Origin of the sequence: Kitasatospora sp. NPDC051702 (assembly GCF_040681575.1) — a bacterium.
Lineage (GTDB): Bacteria > Actinomycetota > Actinomycetes > Streptomycetales > Streptomycetaceae > Kitasatospora.
In genome coordinates, this window is sequence record NZ_JBFAZB010000004.1 from 175,166 (window position 1) to 192,598 (window position 17,433).

Annotated in this window: 8 protein-coding genes; 6 read left to right on the top strand and 2 right to left on the bottom strand. The window is 69.3% G+C overall.

The features are described from left to right. Nucleotides 1-22 precede the first annotated feature (22 nt). The 5 genes from AB0N04_RS05780 to AB0N04_RS05800 all read left to right on the top strand — a co-directional run bounded on the left by AB0N04_RS05780 (nt 23) and on the right by AB0N04_RS05800 (nt 14,385). A complete protein-coding gene (locus AB0N04_RS05780; protein WP_363363384.1) occupies nt 23-10,705 on the top strand; it encodes a LamG-like jellyroll fold domain-containing protein in 10,683 nt (3,560 codons plus the stop codon). Between the two features lie 111 nt (nt 10,706-10,816). Beyond that, nucleotides 10,817-11,296: a hypothetical protein gene (locus AB0N04_RS05785; protein ID WP_360223409.1), complete on the top strand. Its 480-nt coding sequence runs from the start codon at nt 10,817-10,819 to the stop codon at nt 11,294-11,296. Nucleotides 11,297-11,614: 318 nt separating this feature from the next. Further along, the gene (locus AB0N04_RS05790; RefSeq protein ID WP_363363387.1) at nt 11,615-12,109 is read left to right on the top strand and encodes a hypothetical protein; all 495 of its coding nucleotides are present in this window, start codon (nt 11,615-11,617) and stop codon (nt 12,107-12,109) included. Beyond that, nucleotides 12,106-13,803: an RHS repeat-associated core domain-containing protein gene (locus AB0N04_RS05795; protein ID WP_363363390.1), complete on the top strand. Its 1,698-nt coding sequence runs from the start codon at nt 12,106-12,108 to the stop codon at nt 13,801-13,803. The genes AB0N04_RS05790 and AB0N04_RS05795 overlap by 4 nt, the downstream gene beginning before the upstream one ends. A 27-nt stretch (nt 13,804-13,830) precedes the next feature. Next, a complete protein-coding gene (locus AB0N04_RS05800) occupies nt 13,831-14,385 on the top strand; it encodes a hypothetical protein (RefSeq protein WP_360210618.1) in 555 nt (184 codons plus the stop codon). A gap of 79 nt (nt 14,386-14,464) precedes the next feature. On the opposite strand, the gene AB0N04_RS05805 is transcribed toward AB0N04_RS05800, so the two are convergent. Both AB0N04_RS05805 and AB0N04_RS05810 read right to left on the bottom strand, forming a co-directional pair. Beyond that, nucleotides 14,465-15,415, bottom strand: coding sequence for a hypothetical protein (locus AB0N04_RS05805; protein ID WP_360210616.1), 951 nt, complete (start codon nt 15,413-15,415; stop codon nt 14,465-14,467). Between the two features lie 178 nt (nt 15,416-15,593). After that, nucleotides 15,594-16,649 (bottom strand): alpha/beta hydrolase, encoded by a 1,056-nt coding sequence (locus tag AB0N04_RS05810; protein ID WP_360210614.1) that lies wholly within the window; start codon nt 16,647-16,649, stop codon nt 15,594-15,596. A gap of 115 nt (nt 16,650-16,764) precedes the next feature. On the opposite strand from AB0N04_RS05810, the gene AB0N04_RS05815 reads away from it, so the two are divergent. Further along, a complete protein-coding gene (locus AB0N04_RS05815) occupies nt 16,765-17,406 on the top strand; it encodes a TetR/AcrR family transcriptional regulator (RefSeq protein WP_360210612.1) in 642 nt (213 codons plus the stop codon). Nucleotides 17,407-17,433 lie beyond the last annotated feature (27 nt).

Here is a 17,433-nt window from a genome sequence, read left to right on the forward strand (position 1 = left end):
CTCCTTGGCTGTTGTTCTAGCCATGACCATGGTTGTCCTCGGAACATCGGAGGGCACGGCCGCCGCCGAAGCCCTCCTGCGCCAAGCCGGAGACACCGCGCCCGTCGACCCCGGACCGCGCCCCAAGCAGGAGCAGGGCAGCGCCGAAGGCCGTGGCCACGAGGCGTCAACCGCCGTGACCAGCGCCAAGGACGGTGCAGGGCACCCCGGTGCGACGCCCGCCCCGGGCGAGCTACCGGAGGAACGGACCGCCAAGGCCGCCCCCGCTCAGGACGTCATACCGCCGCCGGCCAAGCTGCCGGCCACCGACGCCAAGGTCGTCGACAAGCCCGCCGCCGTGCCCGCCAGCAAGATCGACCCGGCGAAGAGCTTCAACGAGAAGACCAGCAAGGAACTCCCCGAGAAGCGCACCGAACAGCAGCGGACCTTCCAGAACACCGACGGCACGTTCACCACCCGCAGCTACCCGGAACCGGTGAACTTCCGTCGAGCGGACGGGTCCTGGTCGGCGATCGACACCACCCTGATCCCTGCCGGCACCGCCACCGCCGGCCGAGCCGGCCCCGTCCAGAACGGCTGGACCACCACCTCCACCGAACAGCAGCTCACCCTCGGCCTCACCGCCGACGCCGACCCGCTGGTGCGCCTCCAACTCGCCGCCGGCATCTCCGTCGGCTACAGCCTCCAGGGCGCGACCCCTGCCCAGGGCGTCACGCAGGGCAGCACCATGACCTACCCCAACGCCCGCCCTCAGGCGGACGTCACGGTCGCCGCAGGGAACGCCGCCTTCAAGGAGACCCTGGTCCTCAAGGACGCCACCGCACCGACCGAATGGGTCTTCCCGCTGCACCTGCAGGGCGTCACCGCCTCCCTCGACGCCGACGGCTCCGTGCACTACACGGACGCCGCCGGCACCCTGCGCGGGCGCATGCCCGCCGGCTGGATGCAGGACTCCGCCTTCGCGCCCAACACCGAGGAAGGCGTGATCTCCAGCGGCGTCAGCTACGAGCTGGTTCAGCTGCCCGCCGGCGCCGGCCAGGCCCTCACGGTGAAGCTCGACGAGGCCTGGCTCCACGCCCCCGAGCGGGTCTACCCCGTCAAGGTGGACCCGTCGTTCTCCTCGCTCAAGGCCCTCGAGACCACGTACGCCGAATCCCCCTACAACCAGGACTTCTCCGGCGCCACCGTCCTCAAGGCCGGCACCTACGACGGCGGCAAGCACCAGGCCGCGTCCTTCATCCGCTTCAAGGGCGTCGAGGACTCCCTCAACAACGCCAACATCCTCGGTGCTCGCCTCGGTCTCTACAACGGCTGGTCCTACAGCTGCACCCCGCGCACCGTCACCATCCACCAGGTCACCTCCGACTGGTCGCCCGGATCGGTGCGCAGCCTTCCCGGTCCGTCCACCGGTCCGGCGCTGGCCGCTCCTTCCTTCGCCCACGGCTGGCGTTCCAGCCCCACCGCCGGCTGGGCCTGCCCGGAGGCGTGGGAGTCGATCGACCTGGGTACCGACGGTCGAGACCTCGTCACTTCCTGGACCCACCACTGGACCCCGAACTACGGCCTGGCCATCAAGGCCGATGTGTGGGACTCCTACTCCTGGAAGCAGTTCGGCAGCGCCAACATGGTCAACGGCCAGCCCTACCTGGACGTGACCTGGTCCAAGTACGGGGCCAACTACGAGCTCTGGGGCCTGCAGCAGCCGGTCACCGCCACCCAGGAAGGCATCGTCCGCCTGCGGGTGTGGAACCGTGGAATGGACACCTGGACCCCGAACAACAACTACAAGATGTCGTACATGTTGTTCGACCAGTGGAACAACAACATCACCAACTTCGGTACCAACATCGCCTGGACGTCGATGCCGTACGACGTCCCCCCGGGTGGAAGCGCGGTCGTCGACGCGCACATCCACACGCTTCCCCAGGGCTCCTACTCCGTGCAGTTCACCATGGACGAGTACCAGGTCACCAACTTCGCGGTCGACGCCGGCACACCACCCATCGTCATCCAGATCTCCTCCATCAACATCCCCCCGCACATCACCCGCCTCGCCCCGCCCTCCGGCGCCGTCGTCTACCAGCTGCAGCCCACCCTCACCGCCGAGGGCGTCGACCCCGACCAGGCCCCGGTGCCCGACGTGGACTACCGCTTCGAGGTCTGCCGGGTCGTCGGCGGCGACGCCCGGGTCGACTGCCGCCAGTCCGCCTGGCACCAACCCTCGCGGTTCGTCGTGCCCGAAGGATGGCTGACCTGGAACGAGCAGTACGCCTGGTACGCGGAGGCCGGCGACGGCGTCGCCTCCAGCCCGAAGACCCAGGCCTCCTACATCCGCACCGTCCTGCCGCAACCCAACCAGTACAACACCGCGGCCGACGCCGGACGCAGCGTCAACACCGCGGTCGGCAACTACACCACCGCCGCCACCGACGCCGCGCTGCCCACCGTCGGCCCCGAGCTCGCCGTCACCCGCAGCTACAACTCCCTCGACCCGCGCACCGACGGCGCGTTCGGCGCAGGCTGGAGCACCCCCTGGGACATGCGTGTCCAGGTCGAGACCAGCAGCTGGCTCTCACTGCCCGGCAACGTGCTGCTCACCGCCTCCAACGGCACGCGCACCCGCTTCGGCTGGGACCCGGGCAAGAACGCCTACGTTCCAGGCGGCGGCACCGCCGCCGACCTGCGCAAGACGTCCGACGGCGGCTGGACGCTCACCGACCGTGCCGGCAAGGTCCACACCTTCGGCTCCGACGGGAGGCTCACCCGCATCACGGACACCGCCGGCCACACCCAGGACCTGACCTACGCCAGTGGCCGTCTCGTCCAGGCCAAGGACGCCGCCTCCGGCCGATACCTGAACCTCAACTGGACCGGCAACCACGTCACCGCCGTGGCCGCCTCCGGTGCTTCGGGTGGCTGGCTGTACCAGTACACCGGTGACCAGCTCACCAAGGTCTGCCCGCCCGGAGTCGCCCTGGCCGCCGACAAGGGCTGCACCGTCTACGAGTACGGCACCGGCTCGCGCTACCGCACGGCCGTGCGCGACGCCGGCCCCAGCGGCTATTGGCGCCTCGGCCAGAGCGACGGCTCGACCGTCGCCAACGACGCCCAGGTGAGCGACCGCGCTCCGGCCGACGCCAAGGACGTCACCTGGGGCGCCCCTGGTGCGATCGCCGGCAGCGGCGACGGCGCGGTGACCTTCAACGGACGCTCCACCTCCTACGTCGAGCTGCCCAACCGCGCCATCACCTCCTCCGTCAACCGCAGCGTGGAGCTGTGGTTCCGCACCGGTGCGGCGGGTGTGATCCTCAGCATGCAGAACCGGGCCATGGGGGAGGACCCGTACAACGTCGTCCCGACGATCTACGTCGGCTCGGACGGCAAGCTGCGCGGTCTCTTCTACGGCATCAACGGGGCACCGATCGCCAGCTCGGGCACGGTCACCGACAACGCCTGGCACCACGTGGTGCTCACCGGGGCGAGGGACAACACGGCACTGTTCCTGGACGGAGCCCTGGTGGGCACCGACCGCGGCGAGATCAACTACCTCAACATGGACCGCGCCTACCTCGGCGGCGGCTACACCGGCAACTGGCCCGGCGGCAACGGCGGCTCGTCCTGGTTCAACGGACAGATCGACGAGGTCGCGGTCTACGACTACCCGCTCACCGACCAGACCGTCGCCGACCACTACGCCCTGCGCACCGGCAGCTCCCAGCTGACCAAAACCACCCTGCCCACCGGCCGCACCAGCGCCCAGGTCACCTACGACGCCACCACCGAACGCGTCACCAAGGTCACCGACGCCGCCGGCAGCGACTGGAAGATCTCCGAACCCACCTTCAGCGGTGGATCGTTCCTCTACAACAACGCCGTCAAGGCCTCCGGCCCGGCCGGCTACTGGCGCCTGGGCGAGCGCGACGGTGCCACCGCCATCAGCGAGATCGGTAACGGCCTGGCCGGAACTTACGGTGACGGCGTCACCAAGAAAGCCCCCGGAGTCTTCGCGCCCACCGACGACACCGCCGCACGCTTCGCCGGATCCGACAACTCCCAGGTCGAGATCCCCCAGGACCTCCTGCACGCCAAGACCGACCTGGCCGTCGAGCTCTGGTTCAACACCACCACCCCCGGCGTCCTGATCGGCGACCAGAGCCGAAAGATCGACGACCCGGCAGGCGTGGGCGGCTCGTGGGCCCCGGTCATGTACGTCGGCACCGACGGCAAGCTGCGCGGCCGCTTCTGCTGCACCGCCCCCGAAGGCCTCACCTCCGCGACCAGCGTCACCGACGGCGCCTGGCACCACGCCGTGCTCTCCGTCCAGGGAACGGCCCAGACCCTGTACCTCGACGGTCAGGTTCTCGGCACCCAGACCGGTGGGGTCGACCACCAGCAGAACAGCCACACCTACATCGGCGCCGGATTCACCCGGTACTGGCCCGCCACGTCTGGCGACATCAGCCACTTCACCGGCACCATCGACGAAGTAGCCCTCTACCAGCACCCGCTGACCGATACCGACGTCGTCGCCCACTACCGCGCCCGCAGTGCTCAGGTATCCGGCCAGGGTGTCGGCTACCGCGGCGCCGTGGTAGCCGACTCACCCGGAGGCTACTGGCGCCTGGACGAGACCGGCGGCACCACGGCCGCCAGCGAGGTCGGCGCGATCAAGGGCAACGGCACCTACACCGTCGGCGCCAAGGCCGGCACCACCGGCGTCTTCGGCCCCGGCGACGGGCACGCGGCCGAGTTCAACGGCACCAACAGCTCCTACGTCAGTCTCCCCACCCCGATCCTCCAGACCCAGAGCGACGTCGCCGCGGAGATGTGGTTCCGCACCGGCGGGCCGGGCGTGCTCCTGAGCGAAGGCAACCAGACGAGCGGCAACACGGTGCCTGTCCTCTACATCGGCACCGACGGCCGCCTGCGCGGAGTGTTCTACGGCATCAGCGGCACCCCGATCACCTCGGGCGGCGCGGTCACCGACGGATCCTGGCACCACGCGGTGATCAGCGCAGGCCAGGGCACCCAGTCCCTCTACCTCGACGGCACCCTGGTCGGCTCCGCCGCCGGCGCCGCGAACCACCTCGACATGGACCGCATCACCCTGGGCGGCGGCTACCTCGGCAGCTGGCCCGGCGGCAACGGCGGGTGGTCCTGGCTGACCGGCCAGATCGACGAGGTCGCCTTCTACCAGCACCCGCTCAGCGCCGAACGCGTCGCCGCCCACTACCAGGCGCGCTCCGCCTCCTCGGCCACCGAACTCGCCTCCCGCGTCACCCTCACCGACCCGGCCGGCAACACCACCACCGACATCCACGACGTCACCCGGGGCAACCGCCTCATCTCGCGCACCGACGAAGCCGGCAACACCACCAGCTACACCTACGACACCGGCGGCTTCGTCCACACCGTCACCGACCCCAACGGCCACTCCACCGTCAGCGGCCAGGACGCCCGCGGCAACACCATCTCCTTGACCACCTGTCGCGACGTCAACTCCTGCTGGACCTCCTACACCAGCTACTACTACAACGGCGGGAACCCCAACGACCCGCGCAACGACAAGCCAACCGAGACCCGCGACGCCCGCTCCACCGGGCCCGGCGACACCACCTACCGCACCACCGTCGCCTACACCGCCCTCGGCCTGCCCGAATCCACCACCCGCCCCGACGGCCGCACCACGCGCACCAGCTACACCACCGGCACCGAACCCGCCTACAGCGGCGGCACCACCCCGCCCGGCCTGCTCGCCACCGAGACCACCGCCGGCGGCGCCGTCACCGCCTACGCCTACTACGCCTCCGGCGACCTGGCCCGCACCACCCTGCCCAGCGGTCTCACCATCACCTACGGCTACAACGCGGCGGGCCGCAAGATCTGGGCCACCGAGACCTCCGACGCGCAGCCGGGCGGCGTCACCACCACCTACCAGTACGACGAACTCGGCCACCTCATCACCCAGACCGGGCCCAAGGTCACCGACGCCGTCACCGGTGAGAGCCACCAGACCCGCACCACCCTCGTCCTCGACGCCGACGGCCGCCCCACCAGCACCACCACCGCCGACATCCTCGGCAACGACGGCTCCCGCACCGCCACCACCACCTACGACAGCGCCGGCCGCATCGACACCGACACCGACGCCGCCGGCAACACCACCCGCTACGGCTACGACACGCTCGGCCTGCGCACCCGCGTCACCGACCCGCTCGGTCAGGTCACCCGCTACACCTACACCCCGCGCAGCCAGCCGGCGACCACCGTCGTCGAGGGCTGGAACGGCGACGGTAAGGGCGTGCGCGACCTGACCCTCGAATCCCGCGCCTACGACCCGGCCGGCCGTCTGGCCTCCGTCACCGACGCCATGGGCGCCGTCACCAGCCACACCTACTTCGACGACGGCCTGCCCGCCACCACGACGGCCGAGAACGTCACCCAGGCCGACGGCACCAGCCATTCGATCGTCCTCGAGGCGAACGAGTACGACGGCGCCGGCTACCTGGTCAAGCGCACCACCGGCGGCGGACGCACCACTCTCGTCCAGACGATGGACCCCTCCGGCCGCCTCACCCAGAGCGTCCTCGACCCGGCCGCCCTCAACCGCACCACCATCCTCGGCTACGACGCCGACGACCGCGTCACCACCAGCACCCTCAAGGTCAGCGACACCGAGAACAGCGTCCAGACCAACACCTACGACACCGCGGGCCGCCTGACCCGCACCCAGCTCGCCTCCTCCGCCGGCGGCCCCACCGCCGTCAGCACCTTCACCTACGACCAGCGCGGCCTGCTCACCGCCGGCACCACGCCCAACGGCAACGCTCCCGGAACCGACCCCGCCTCCCGCACCACCAACTACCAGTACGACACCCTCGGCCGCCTGATCACCACCACGGCCCCGCAGGTCTCCGTCGAGAGTGCCGGAGCGACCGCCACCACCACCCGACCGACCACCACCACCGGTTACAACGCCTTCGGCGAGGCCGTCTCCACCAAGGACCCGCTCGGCCAGGTCGTGCGCACCACCGTCGACCAGCTCGGCCGCGTCACCGAGAGCCGCCTGCCCTCCTACACCCCGCCCGGCTCCAGCACCGCCCTCACCGCGGTGCGACGCGTCGAGTACGACAAGCTCTCCCGCGTCATCACCAGCACCGACGCGGCCGGCCGGCGTGCCACCTTCGGCTACGACCGACTCGGCCACCAGATCCAGCGCGTCGAACCCAACTCGCTCGGCGCCCTCCAGCCTCCGGTGGACGACAACCCGCCCACCTGGAACGCCACCTGGACCCCCACCGGCCTCCAGCTGTCCGCCACCGACCCGGTCGGTGCCCGTACGGAGTCCACCTACGACCAACTCGGCCGCCCCCTCACCGCCACCGTCGTCGAACGCCAACCCACCCCGCAGAACCTGACCACCAAGTTCACCTGGGACGACGCCGGCAACCGAACCGCCCTCACCACCCCGGCCGGCAGCACCACCAGTGCCACCTACAACCCCGCCGGTCAGCCCCTGACCGCCACCGACCCGGCCGGGCGCGTGACCAAGACCGAGTACGACGGCCTCGGCCGCGCCGTGCGTGCCATCGCCCCCCTCGGCGAGTCCGTGCGCACCCGCTACGACGCCCTCGGCAACCCCGCCACCACCGAGAACCTCGACCCGGCCGGCACGGTGCTGCGCACCACCAGCGCCACCTACGACCTGGAGGGGCGTGTGCTGACCAGCACCAGCCCCACCACCGGAGCCGTCACCAGCACCGACTACGACGCGCTCGGCCGTCCGGTCAAGGTCACCGAACCCGTCGCCGCCGGCCAGGCCATCACCACCACCCTCGGCTACGACGCCTCCGGCAGCCGCACCCGCCTGACCGACGGCAAGGGCAACACCACCGTCTACACCTTCAACACCTGGGGCCTGCCCGAGTCCACCGTCGAACCCGCCACCACCGCCCACCCGGCCGCCGCCGACCGCACCTGGACCACCGCCTACGACGTGGCCGGACAGGCCGTGCGCAGCACCGAACCCGGCGGCGTGGTGCGTACCAGCAGCTACGACCCGGCCGGACGCCTCGTCCACGAGAGCGGCACCGGCGCCGAGGCGGCCACCACCGACCGCGACCTCGCCTACGACAAGGCCGGGCACCTGATCCGGCACAACTCCTCCGCCATCAACGGCCAGCAGTACGCCTACAACGACCGCGGCCTGCCGACCAAGGCCGGCACCGACCTCACCGCGCCCAACCAGACCTGGGAGTACGACGCCGACGGACGCATCACCAAGCGCTGGGACAAGGACACCGACCTGACCGTCTTCGGCTACAAGGCCGACGGCCAGCTCGACTGGGCCAACAACCCCAAGCTGAAGACCCAGAACTGGTACGGATACGACGACGACGGCCGCCTGAGCAAGCAGTTCTACGTCGCGCCGGACCCGGCCGACCCGGCCAAGCTCAAGTCCACCTCCGAACGGCGCCTGAGCTACGACGCCCTCGGCCGGCTGAGCGGCGACCAGGTCCTGGCCGGCAACCCCGCGGCCACCGCACTCACCGGCACCACTTACGAGTACGACCTCGACAACCGCTTGACCCGCAAGACCGTCAGCGGCGGCGCCACCGACCCGGTCAAGGACAACCACTACGGCTACGACCAGGCCGGCCGCCTCACCTCCTGGAGCGTCGACGGCACCACCACCGCGTACGAGTGGGACGCCGCCGGCAACCGCACCAGGAACGGCGCCGCCACCGCGAGCTACGACGAGCGCAACCGCCTGCTTTCCGACGGCACCAGCACCTACCGCTACACGGCGCGCGGCACCCTCGCCGCCGTCACCACCGGACTCAAGCAGGAGACCCTCGCCGACGACGCCTTCGGCCGCCTGATCACCGAAGGCACCACCACCTACACCTACGACGGCCTCGACCGCGTCACCAGCCGCAACGCCGCCCGCTTCAGCTACGACGGCGCCTCCAACAGCGTGACCGGCGACGGTACCTGGACCTACGCCCGCGACGCCGCCGGCAACCTGCTCGGTGCCTCCAAGGGCAGCACCACCGTCCGGGTCCGCACCGACCAGCACACCGACGCCACCACGACCCTCGACGCCAACGGCACCACGGTCACCGGCACCACCACCTACGACCCCTTCGGCAAGCCCGCCGCCACCACCGGCACCACCACCAGCCTCGGATACCAGAGCGGCTGGACCGACCCGGACTCCGGCGACGTCAACATGGCTGCTCGCTGGTACCGCCCGGGCACCGGCTCCTTCACCTCCCGCGACTCCTGGCTCCTCGACCCGTCCTCCTCCGCCCAGGCAAACCGCTACACCTACGGCAACGCCAGCCCCCTCAACGGCACCGACCCCTCGGGGCACATGGATGTCAGTGGCTGCGGGTGCATGAGTGGACCGGTCGTGGTGGCGCCGGGTTCAGGTGGAGGAGTCACGTTCGGCAACGGCGGCGGCAAGTACAGCGGTACCGTGACGATCCCACGGCCCGCGCCTCAGCCCGCCCAACCCAAGAGCGCCCAGGCCGGCCAGGCCGCTGAGTCGTACGTCCCCAACACCTCCGGGTACAGCCCGCAGAGCCCTTCCTTCAACCCTTACGCGCCCAGCTTCTCGTTCGCCGGCGCACCTGCTGTGGGCTATGGCGGCTACGGGTTCAGCTCCTACGGCTACGGCTCCGTGCCGAGCAACTACGCGGGCAGCGACATCTATCAGGAGAAGCAGGAGGCCCGCGAGCACTGGAGGTCCAACTCCTCCTCGTCGACCCCGACGACCCAGAGCCCGACCGGAAGGCCCGTCACAGCGTCCGGAGGGGCACCCGTCCGGGGCTCCATTCCCAGGCCGGGAACCCAGTCCGGGCCATCCCGCCCCACCACCTGCAATACCTGTCGCACACCCACGTCGAACGTCCGTCCCGCCGTCTTCCACGCAGAGCCTCCGAGGCCCCTGTGGGACCCGTCCCGGGCCGCCGTCGAACGCCCAGCCCCCGTTCTCGACTGGTCCGCGCAGGACCCCCGCGCGTTCCTCAACATCATCGCCGCCTCCTACAGCAGCGCCGACCTCCTCGCCATGGTCCAGCTCACCCCCAACGTGACCCCGAGTACGGTCGACGCCCCAGGCCCCCAGCCTGCGGCGAGCACCGCGCCGGAAGAGAAGGGGGGCCCAACTTGTCTAGACCGACGTCCCATCGATGCAGAAGACAACGGGCCATCCGGCGGGTGGACTTACTATTCGCCAGTCAGAAGAGGCGGGGCTGCCCTAGGTGCGACGGCGTGCATGTTCATGGAGACTGCGGGCGGCACTCGGGCAAACCCCAACAGTCCTGGAATGAAGGAGGCCAGAGAAAGGGCGAAAGAAATTTATCCGAATAAGGATACGAAATCTTTGGTAAACAGCTGCCATCTAATTCCAGACACGCTGGGAGGCAGGGGGGTTCAGGCAAACCTGTCGCCATGTTGGGCAACCCCTGTAAATGTCGGGTCGATGACGGCAATCGCGCGTGATGTGAGAAAGTGGGTGAGGTCCAACAAGGTCGTCCAAATGTCGGTAGTGCCTGATTATATGTACCAGGACAGTATGATCCCATTTAAGTACTCATTTGAAATTCATGTCTGGAATTCGGAAGGTGTTCTTGTTGATTACTATAAGGGGCCCGTATATAACGCGAAGGACGGCTATAATCTCGAATCCCAGCACTAGGTAGAATCGGAGGGTGGACTTATGCGTAGCGATGTCGGGGAGATTGCTCGCCTGGCGGGGTGGCGCGTTCTCGGAGGCGTCCCTCGTGTCTCATGGGAAAGGGCTCGAGAGGTGGTCGGATTTGATTTTCCCGAGGACTATAAAGAGTTTATTGATGTATTTGGGTCTGGAGAGGTTAGGGGTGATCTTGGCGTTCTTGACCCGCTGCCGCGGTCTGGGGGAGTGTCGGCGGATGATGCTATCTACGGAATGGTTCGGCGAACCTCGGAGGATGTGGGTCTTCAATTCGCAGCCATGAGGGAGGAGGACTTCGATCTTTGCCCGTTCCCTATTTACCCGGAGGCTGGCGGGCTGTTGGTTTGGGCAGCAAATTACAACGGAGACTTTTGCTTCTGGCTGACCGAGGGGGCGGATTCAAGTCGTTGGCCTGTGATTGTCTGGCTTCGAGGACGGTTTCCAAATTCCTGGATGCGATATGATATGGGGATGGCGGAATTTCTTCTTCTGGTGATCTCAGGCGATGATCCAGAGGTGGCCGACCTGGCTTTTCGAGATTCTTCTGCGCCTGTCTGGGTATCGGATGGACCTTGAGCGTGCCTGTACAGGTGTCCTCAATCCATTTTTTAGCATGCGGAAGCAAGCTGGAGCCTCCGCCATCCGCTACTGAAATCCGCAGTGAGTCGGCAGGGTTGCCCTCCTCTTTCGTGTTTTAGGCGCAGCTGGATGGCGGCCCCTCTGGGGCGTTTCGGACGCTCCATCCGGAGCTCTGGCAGCCCGCGCTCCTCTGAGGGCGGGCTCCGGATCCTGTCTGCACCACACCCCGCCCAACCCTCGGCTGGCCAGGTCCGCTGAGTTGGGGGTTCGTGGAGAGAGCCTCAATGTCCGAAGATCCACTGGAGGGTGGTTGTCGTGTCTACGTGGACTGAGCGCCTGGCGGTCGAGGTCGGGGGAGTGGGCATCGGGGAGGTCGACTGGGTGGGTGTCGAGGCGGCCACCACCGACCGCGACCTCGCCTACGACAAGGCCGGGCACCTGATCCGGCACAACTCCTCCGCCATCAACGGCCAGCAGTACGCCTACAACGACCGCGGCCTGCCGACCAAGGCCGGCACCGACCTCACCGCGCCCAACCAGACCTGGGAGTACGACGCCGACGGACGCATCACCAAGCGCTGGGACAAGGACACCGACCTGACCGTCTTCGGCTACAAGGCCGACGGCCAGCTCGACTGGGCCAACAACCCCAAGCTGAAGACCCAGAACTGGTACGGATACGACGACGACGGCCGCCTGAACAAGCAGTTCTACGTCGCGCCGGACCCGGCCGACCCTACGACGGCCTCGACCGCGTCACCAGCCGCAACGCCGCCCGCTTCAGCTACGACGGCGCCTCCAACAGCGTGACCGGCGACGGTACCTGGACTTATGCCCGCGACGCCGCCGGCAACCTGCTCGGCGCCTCCAAGGGCAGCACCACCGTCCGGGTCCGCACCGACCAGCACACCGACGCCACCACGACCCTCGACGCCAACGGCACCACGGTCACCGGCACCACCACCTACGACCCCTTCGGCAAGCCCGCCAGCACCACCGGCACCACCACCAGCCTCGGATACCAGAGCGGCTGGACCGACCCGGACTCCGGTGACGTCAACATGGCTGCTCGCTGGTACCGCCCGGGCACCGGCTCCTTCACCTCCCGCGACTCCTGGCTCCTCGACCCGTCCTCCTCCGCCCAGGCAAACCGCTACACCTACGGCAACGCCAGCCCCCTCAACGGCACCGACCCCTCGGGGCACGAGAGGGTCCTCGGAGGAGGGTTCGGTGTGGGTGCCGCGACAGCACCCGGCACTTCTACTGGTGGCGGCGGCGCATTCAGTTGGGGGAGCGCTGTATCAGCGACAGGCGCCCTCGTCACCGGGATCGCGGCCACAGGCACGGCCTGGGAGCTCTACCAGCGACACCTGCAATCCCAGAGCGGCGCCAGTGCCGCGGCCGGCTCCTATGCCGCCTCCACCGCCTACGTCGACGACATCGCCTTGGAAAAGGCGGAAGCCCGGGCCCGAGCTGCGGCCCGCCCCCGACCCGTGGACGTCCCTGCTGACCCTCCCAGTGAGGGGCCCGGTCCCGGTGGTGACGGTCCGGGTCCTGGCCCAGGTCGTGGCCCGGGCAAGGACGGCGGTCGTGGCACTGGCGGCGGAAGGTGCATGGTTATGTGCTCGCCGCGAGTCTATGAAAAGAAGAAGGAGGCAGATAAGAAAAAGGACAATGGGCAGACCAAGGGGCCGCTCTGGGATCCGTCCAAGGCTGCAGTGGAGCGTCCGGTTCCCCGGATCGACTGGATTGGCAGGGACATCCGTGAGCTCTTCGGCATCATTGCCGCCTCCTACACCGCGGCTGACATGCTGAGCATGCTGACGCTCACTCCAAACGTGGCGCCGACCCCCGATACTCAGACCGCCCCCGGTGCTCAGCCGGGGTCGGGTTCAGGTCAGCCGGCCCGCCAGCCGCGGAGTTGCCTGGACCAGCGCCCGGCGGGGGCAGTGGATGACAATGGCCAGAAGGGGGGGTGGATCGACTACTGGGCTATGGAGGATGTGGTGGCCTCGGGGGCCTCAGCTACCCAACGTCCTACGGGAGCCCACGCCTGCCTGGCTGGCGCTCCGAGCGGAAGCCGCGGTACCCGCGCGAGAGGCAATATTGCTGGGTGGCAGGACGCGCAGAACATCGCAGCCGCTAACGGATTTCCTCTTTCAAGTGATCCGTTGGCTCGTTGCCACTTCATCGCCCGGGAGTTTGGTGGAACTGGAACGGACAACAGGAATCTTGCGCCTTGCTTTCAAAAGGCGGCAAACACGGGCGTGATGGATAGCTTCCGAGAGTTCGAGGAACATGTCAGAGACGCGATGAGAGAAGGGCAGATCGTTAATTACACGGTCATTCCACTTTACCGCACCTCCGCCAGTACCGTCCCGTTTGGATTCTCCTTGCTCGCCTATAGTCAATACCCCAGCGGGGTGCCTGACATGATGGAATACACCTACGTGGACAACGCTCGCCTCAACGGTAGGAACCAGGCGATCTCCCTAGGAAACTAGCTTCTTCGAACTGGACAGAGGATGAATGTGGAACTTCAACAGTTGACCCGGCTCCTCGGCGATCCCGCCTCGCGACCTGCGGCGACGCCGTGGCACAGGTCCGTCGCGGAGGTCGGGTTCGCCTTCCCTTCGGATTATCGGGAGTTCGTGGACCGGTATGGGTCGGTGCGGATCAACGGTGAGCTGTCCGTGTGGGTGCCGACGTGCACGTCCTACGATGGCGGGCCGGTGGTGGGCTTCCCCGGTTTCGTGTGTCTGACGACGGAGGGGATCGCCGCCGAGCTGGGCGCCGACGGAGACTGTCCCTATCCAATTCACCCCGAGTCGGGTGGTCTGCTCTCCTGGGGGTCCAACCCCAATGCGGACCAGTTCTTCTGGCTGGCCGAGAGCGAAGAACCGGATACCTGGCCGGTGGTTGCTTTCTACCGGAGCCTGGAGGAGTGGGACCGGTTCGACGGAGGCTTCGCGGCGTTTCTGCTCGGCGTTGTTGACGGCACGTACGCATATGCGGACGAGGTGGCACCTGGCGACCCCGACGAGCCGCTGTGGCGGAGCCAAGGCGACTGGGGTGGCCTGGCGTAACCGTGGTGGGGGCGTGTCTTGAATGACGGAACGGGGGCGGGCGCCGGTCGGCGCCCGCCTCCGTTGCGGTGGTGGGGGGTCAGCTCCAGGGGTTGGCGGGCTGGTCGTTGATGGCGGTCCAGAAGCGGGTGCCGGTGGGGAGGGTGCCGTTGGCCCACAGGCCCCAGCCGGAGGCGTCGTGGAACTCGGCCATGCGGAAGCCGGTGCCGAAGGCGGTGGCGCAGGTCTGGTCGGCGGTGGCGCGGCTGGTGAGCCGGCTGCCGGGCAGGGGCTGGGTGGCCTTCACCTCGCCGCGGGCCCAGCTGTGGTAGCCGCTGGTGGGGACGCCGGCGGGGGCGGGGCGGCCGTCCTGGCGGATGCACAGCAGGGGCAGGACGGCGGTGGCCGGGGTGTCGCCGGTGTAGGGGTTGCTGGTGGCGAGGTCGTCGAAGCCGACGTGCACGACGTTGTCGGCGCGCTGTTCGAGGGTGGCCCAGGTCATGCCCTTGTGCTGGGCGGGCCGGCCGCCGAACAGGGCGTCGTAGGTGCTGCGGTAGACGTTCCACTGCTGGTAGGAGCCGCCGTCGCAGCCGCGCATGACGATCTTCCAGCCGCCGAAGTTCTTGCGGGAGTTGTCCAGGCAGTCGGAGCTGGAGACGTTCTTCAGCCGCAGTCCGACCAGGTCGTACAGGGGTGCCTGGGCCTGGAAGGGGGTGATCTCCCACTGCTGCGAGGTGGTGCCGTTGACGCAGCCGACGAGGGTCGGGAGGTCTCCGGAGGTCAGGCAGTAGTCCGCGTTGACGGCGCTGTTGACGGTGTACCGCTCGGGGTATCCCGGGACGGGCTTGATGACCCACATGCCGGGGTTGTCGGACGGGGCGCAGGGGTGCATGTCCTGGATCCCGGCCAGGGACCCGTCCGGACAGCGCTCGGAGTACTGGTTGAACAGGACGGTCGAGGGGGTGTCGGCCGAGGCGGCGCCGGGCAGCAGGGCCAGGCCGCCGAGGGCGAGGGTGAGGCTGAGGACGACACGCCGGACTAGCGAACGCACGGGCTCTCCAGGGAACGAGACGACGGGGTGCGGCGGTCGGACCGGAAGGCACGGGGGTGCCCGCCGGGCCGTCCGCCGCCGTCAGCTTGTCAGTGTGCGTTCAATGGCTGGTATCCCAGATTCCTGGGGTGGTGGCGCGTCGCCCCGCCCTGCTACCGGCCCTGCCCGACCGGGGGCGTCAGGCCGCCGTCAGGGTGTCCGCCAGCCAGGGGGTGATCACGGCCATCGCCTCGCCGAAGCGCGAGATCGCGCAGTGCCCGGTGTCGGGGATCAGGACGACCCGGGTGTCCCGGCGGCCCTCGAACACCAGGGTGTCCTCCAGCGGGACGTGCACGTCCTCGCTGCCGTTGACCACCAGCATCGGCCCGTTGGCGTCCCGGTCCAGCAGCGGGCGCAGGTCGAAGGCGGCGAAGGCCGCCTCGCGCTCGGCCGTGCCCGGCAGGGCGTCGAAGCCCAGGGCGTTGCCGACGATGCCGTCCATGCCGAAGGCGAAGCCGCGGCCCGGGGCGAAGGAGCGCTCCACCGGGCCGCCGAGCACCACGGAGGCGTCCACCGCGCCGGTCAGGCCCGTCCGGGCGGAGTAGTGGCCGCCCATCGAGATGCCGAAGTGGCCGACCCTCCCGTTGCCGGCCGCGCGGGCGTGGGAGACCAGCCCGGCGACCACCTCGGCCCCGCCGTCCGGGGTCATCGGCAGGTGGGCGCTCTCGCCGGTGCCGGCGAGGTCGAACAGCAGGAGCCGCGCCGGCAGGGCGAGCGCGAGCTGCTCCCATATGCCGTGCAGATCGGTCTTCCAGGAGTCCACGCCGCCGCTGGCCAGCACGACCGGCGCGTCGGCGGGCAGGCCGGGGGCGGCCATCAGGTGGACCGGCAGGGCGGTTTCGCCGCCGCGGTAGGGGAGGGTGAGCGTGAGGCGCTCGAACTCCACCGGGAAGCCGGGGGCGGCGAGGACGTACTGCTCGACCTGGCGGGCGAGCGCGGCGCGCTTCGGATCGTCGGCGAGCGAGGGGAACTTGGCCCAGCCGTACGCCTGCGCGGCCAGGCGGTGGCGCCCGGCCGCGGCGTGCCGGGCGGCCAGGGCGGACCACTCGTGCACCCAGCCGCCGGGCCGGTCGGGCCACATCCCGGTGACGGCGGCGCGGACCGCGTCCACCTCGTCGGCGGGCAGGCCGAGGGTCATCTGCGGGTAGCGCTCGACGAACAGGTCCTGCGGGTCCAGAGGCCAGGTGAAGGGCATGGTGGTGCCTCCTGCTGCGCTTAAAGCCGGAACTCTTGCCTTAGTGACTATGCGCCCGGGGTGACGCTTAAGGCAAGAACTCCTGCGTTAAGGTGGTGGCCGAGGTGATCGACACATGACCGAGCACGCACCGGAACCGATCCGCCGCCGCCCGGGCGGCCGCGCCGCACGCGTCCGCCAGGCCGTCCTGGCGGCCGCCCTGGACGTGCTGGTGGAGGAGGGCATCACCCGGCTCACCGTCGCCGGGGTGGCCGCCCGCGCGGGAGTCAACGAGACCACGGTGTACCGGCGTTGGGGCAGCCGGGAGAAGCTCGCCCTGGACGCCATGCTCGCCGGCAGCGACGAGGGCATCCCCGTCCCCGACACCGGAGCCGTCCGCACCGACCTGGCCGCCTTCGCCCGCGCGCTCGCCGAGTACCTCGCCACCCCGGCCGGCCGCGCCGTCGCCCAGGCGGCCGTGCTCAGCTCCGACGGGCCCGGTGCCGGGGCCGGCCCCGACTCCGCCCGCGACCCCGAGCTCGCCGAGGCCTGGCAGGCCTTCTGGCGCTCCCGCCTCGACCAGGCCGGAGTCATCGTCAGCCGGGCCGTCGAGCGCGGGGAACTCCCGGCCGGCACCGACACGGCCCTGGCACTGGAACTGCTCTGCGCCCCGGTCCAGACCCGCGCCCTGCTCGGCCACCGCCCGATCGAACCGGACCTGCCGGAGCGCCTGGCGGATCTGGTACTGGACGGCCTGCGGGGAGGTGTCGGGGGCTGACCCCGGGATCGGAACGCGGCTACCCGG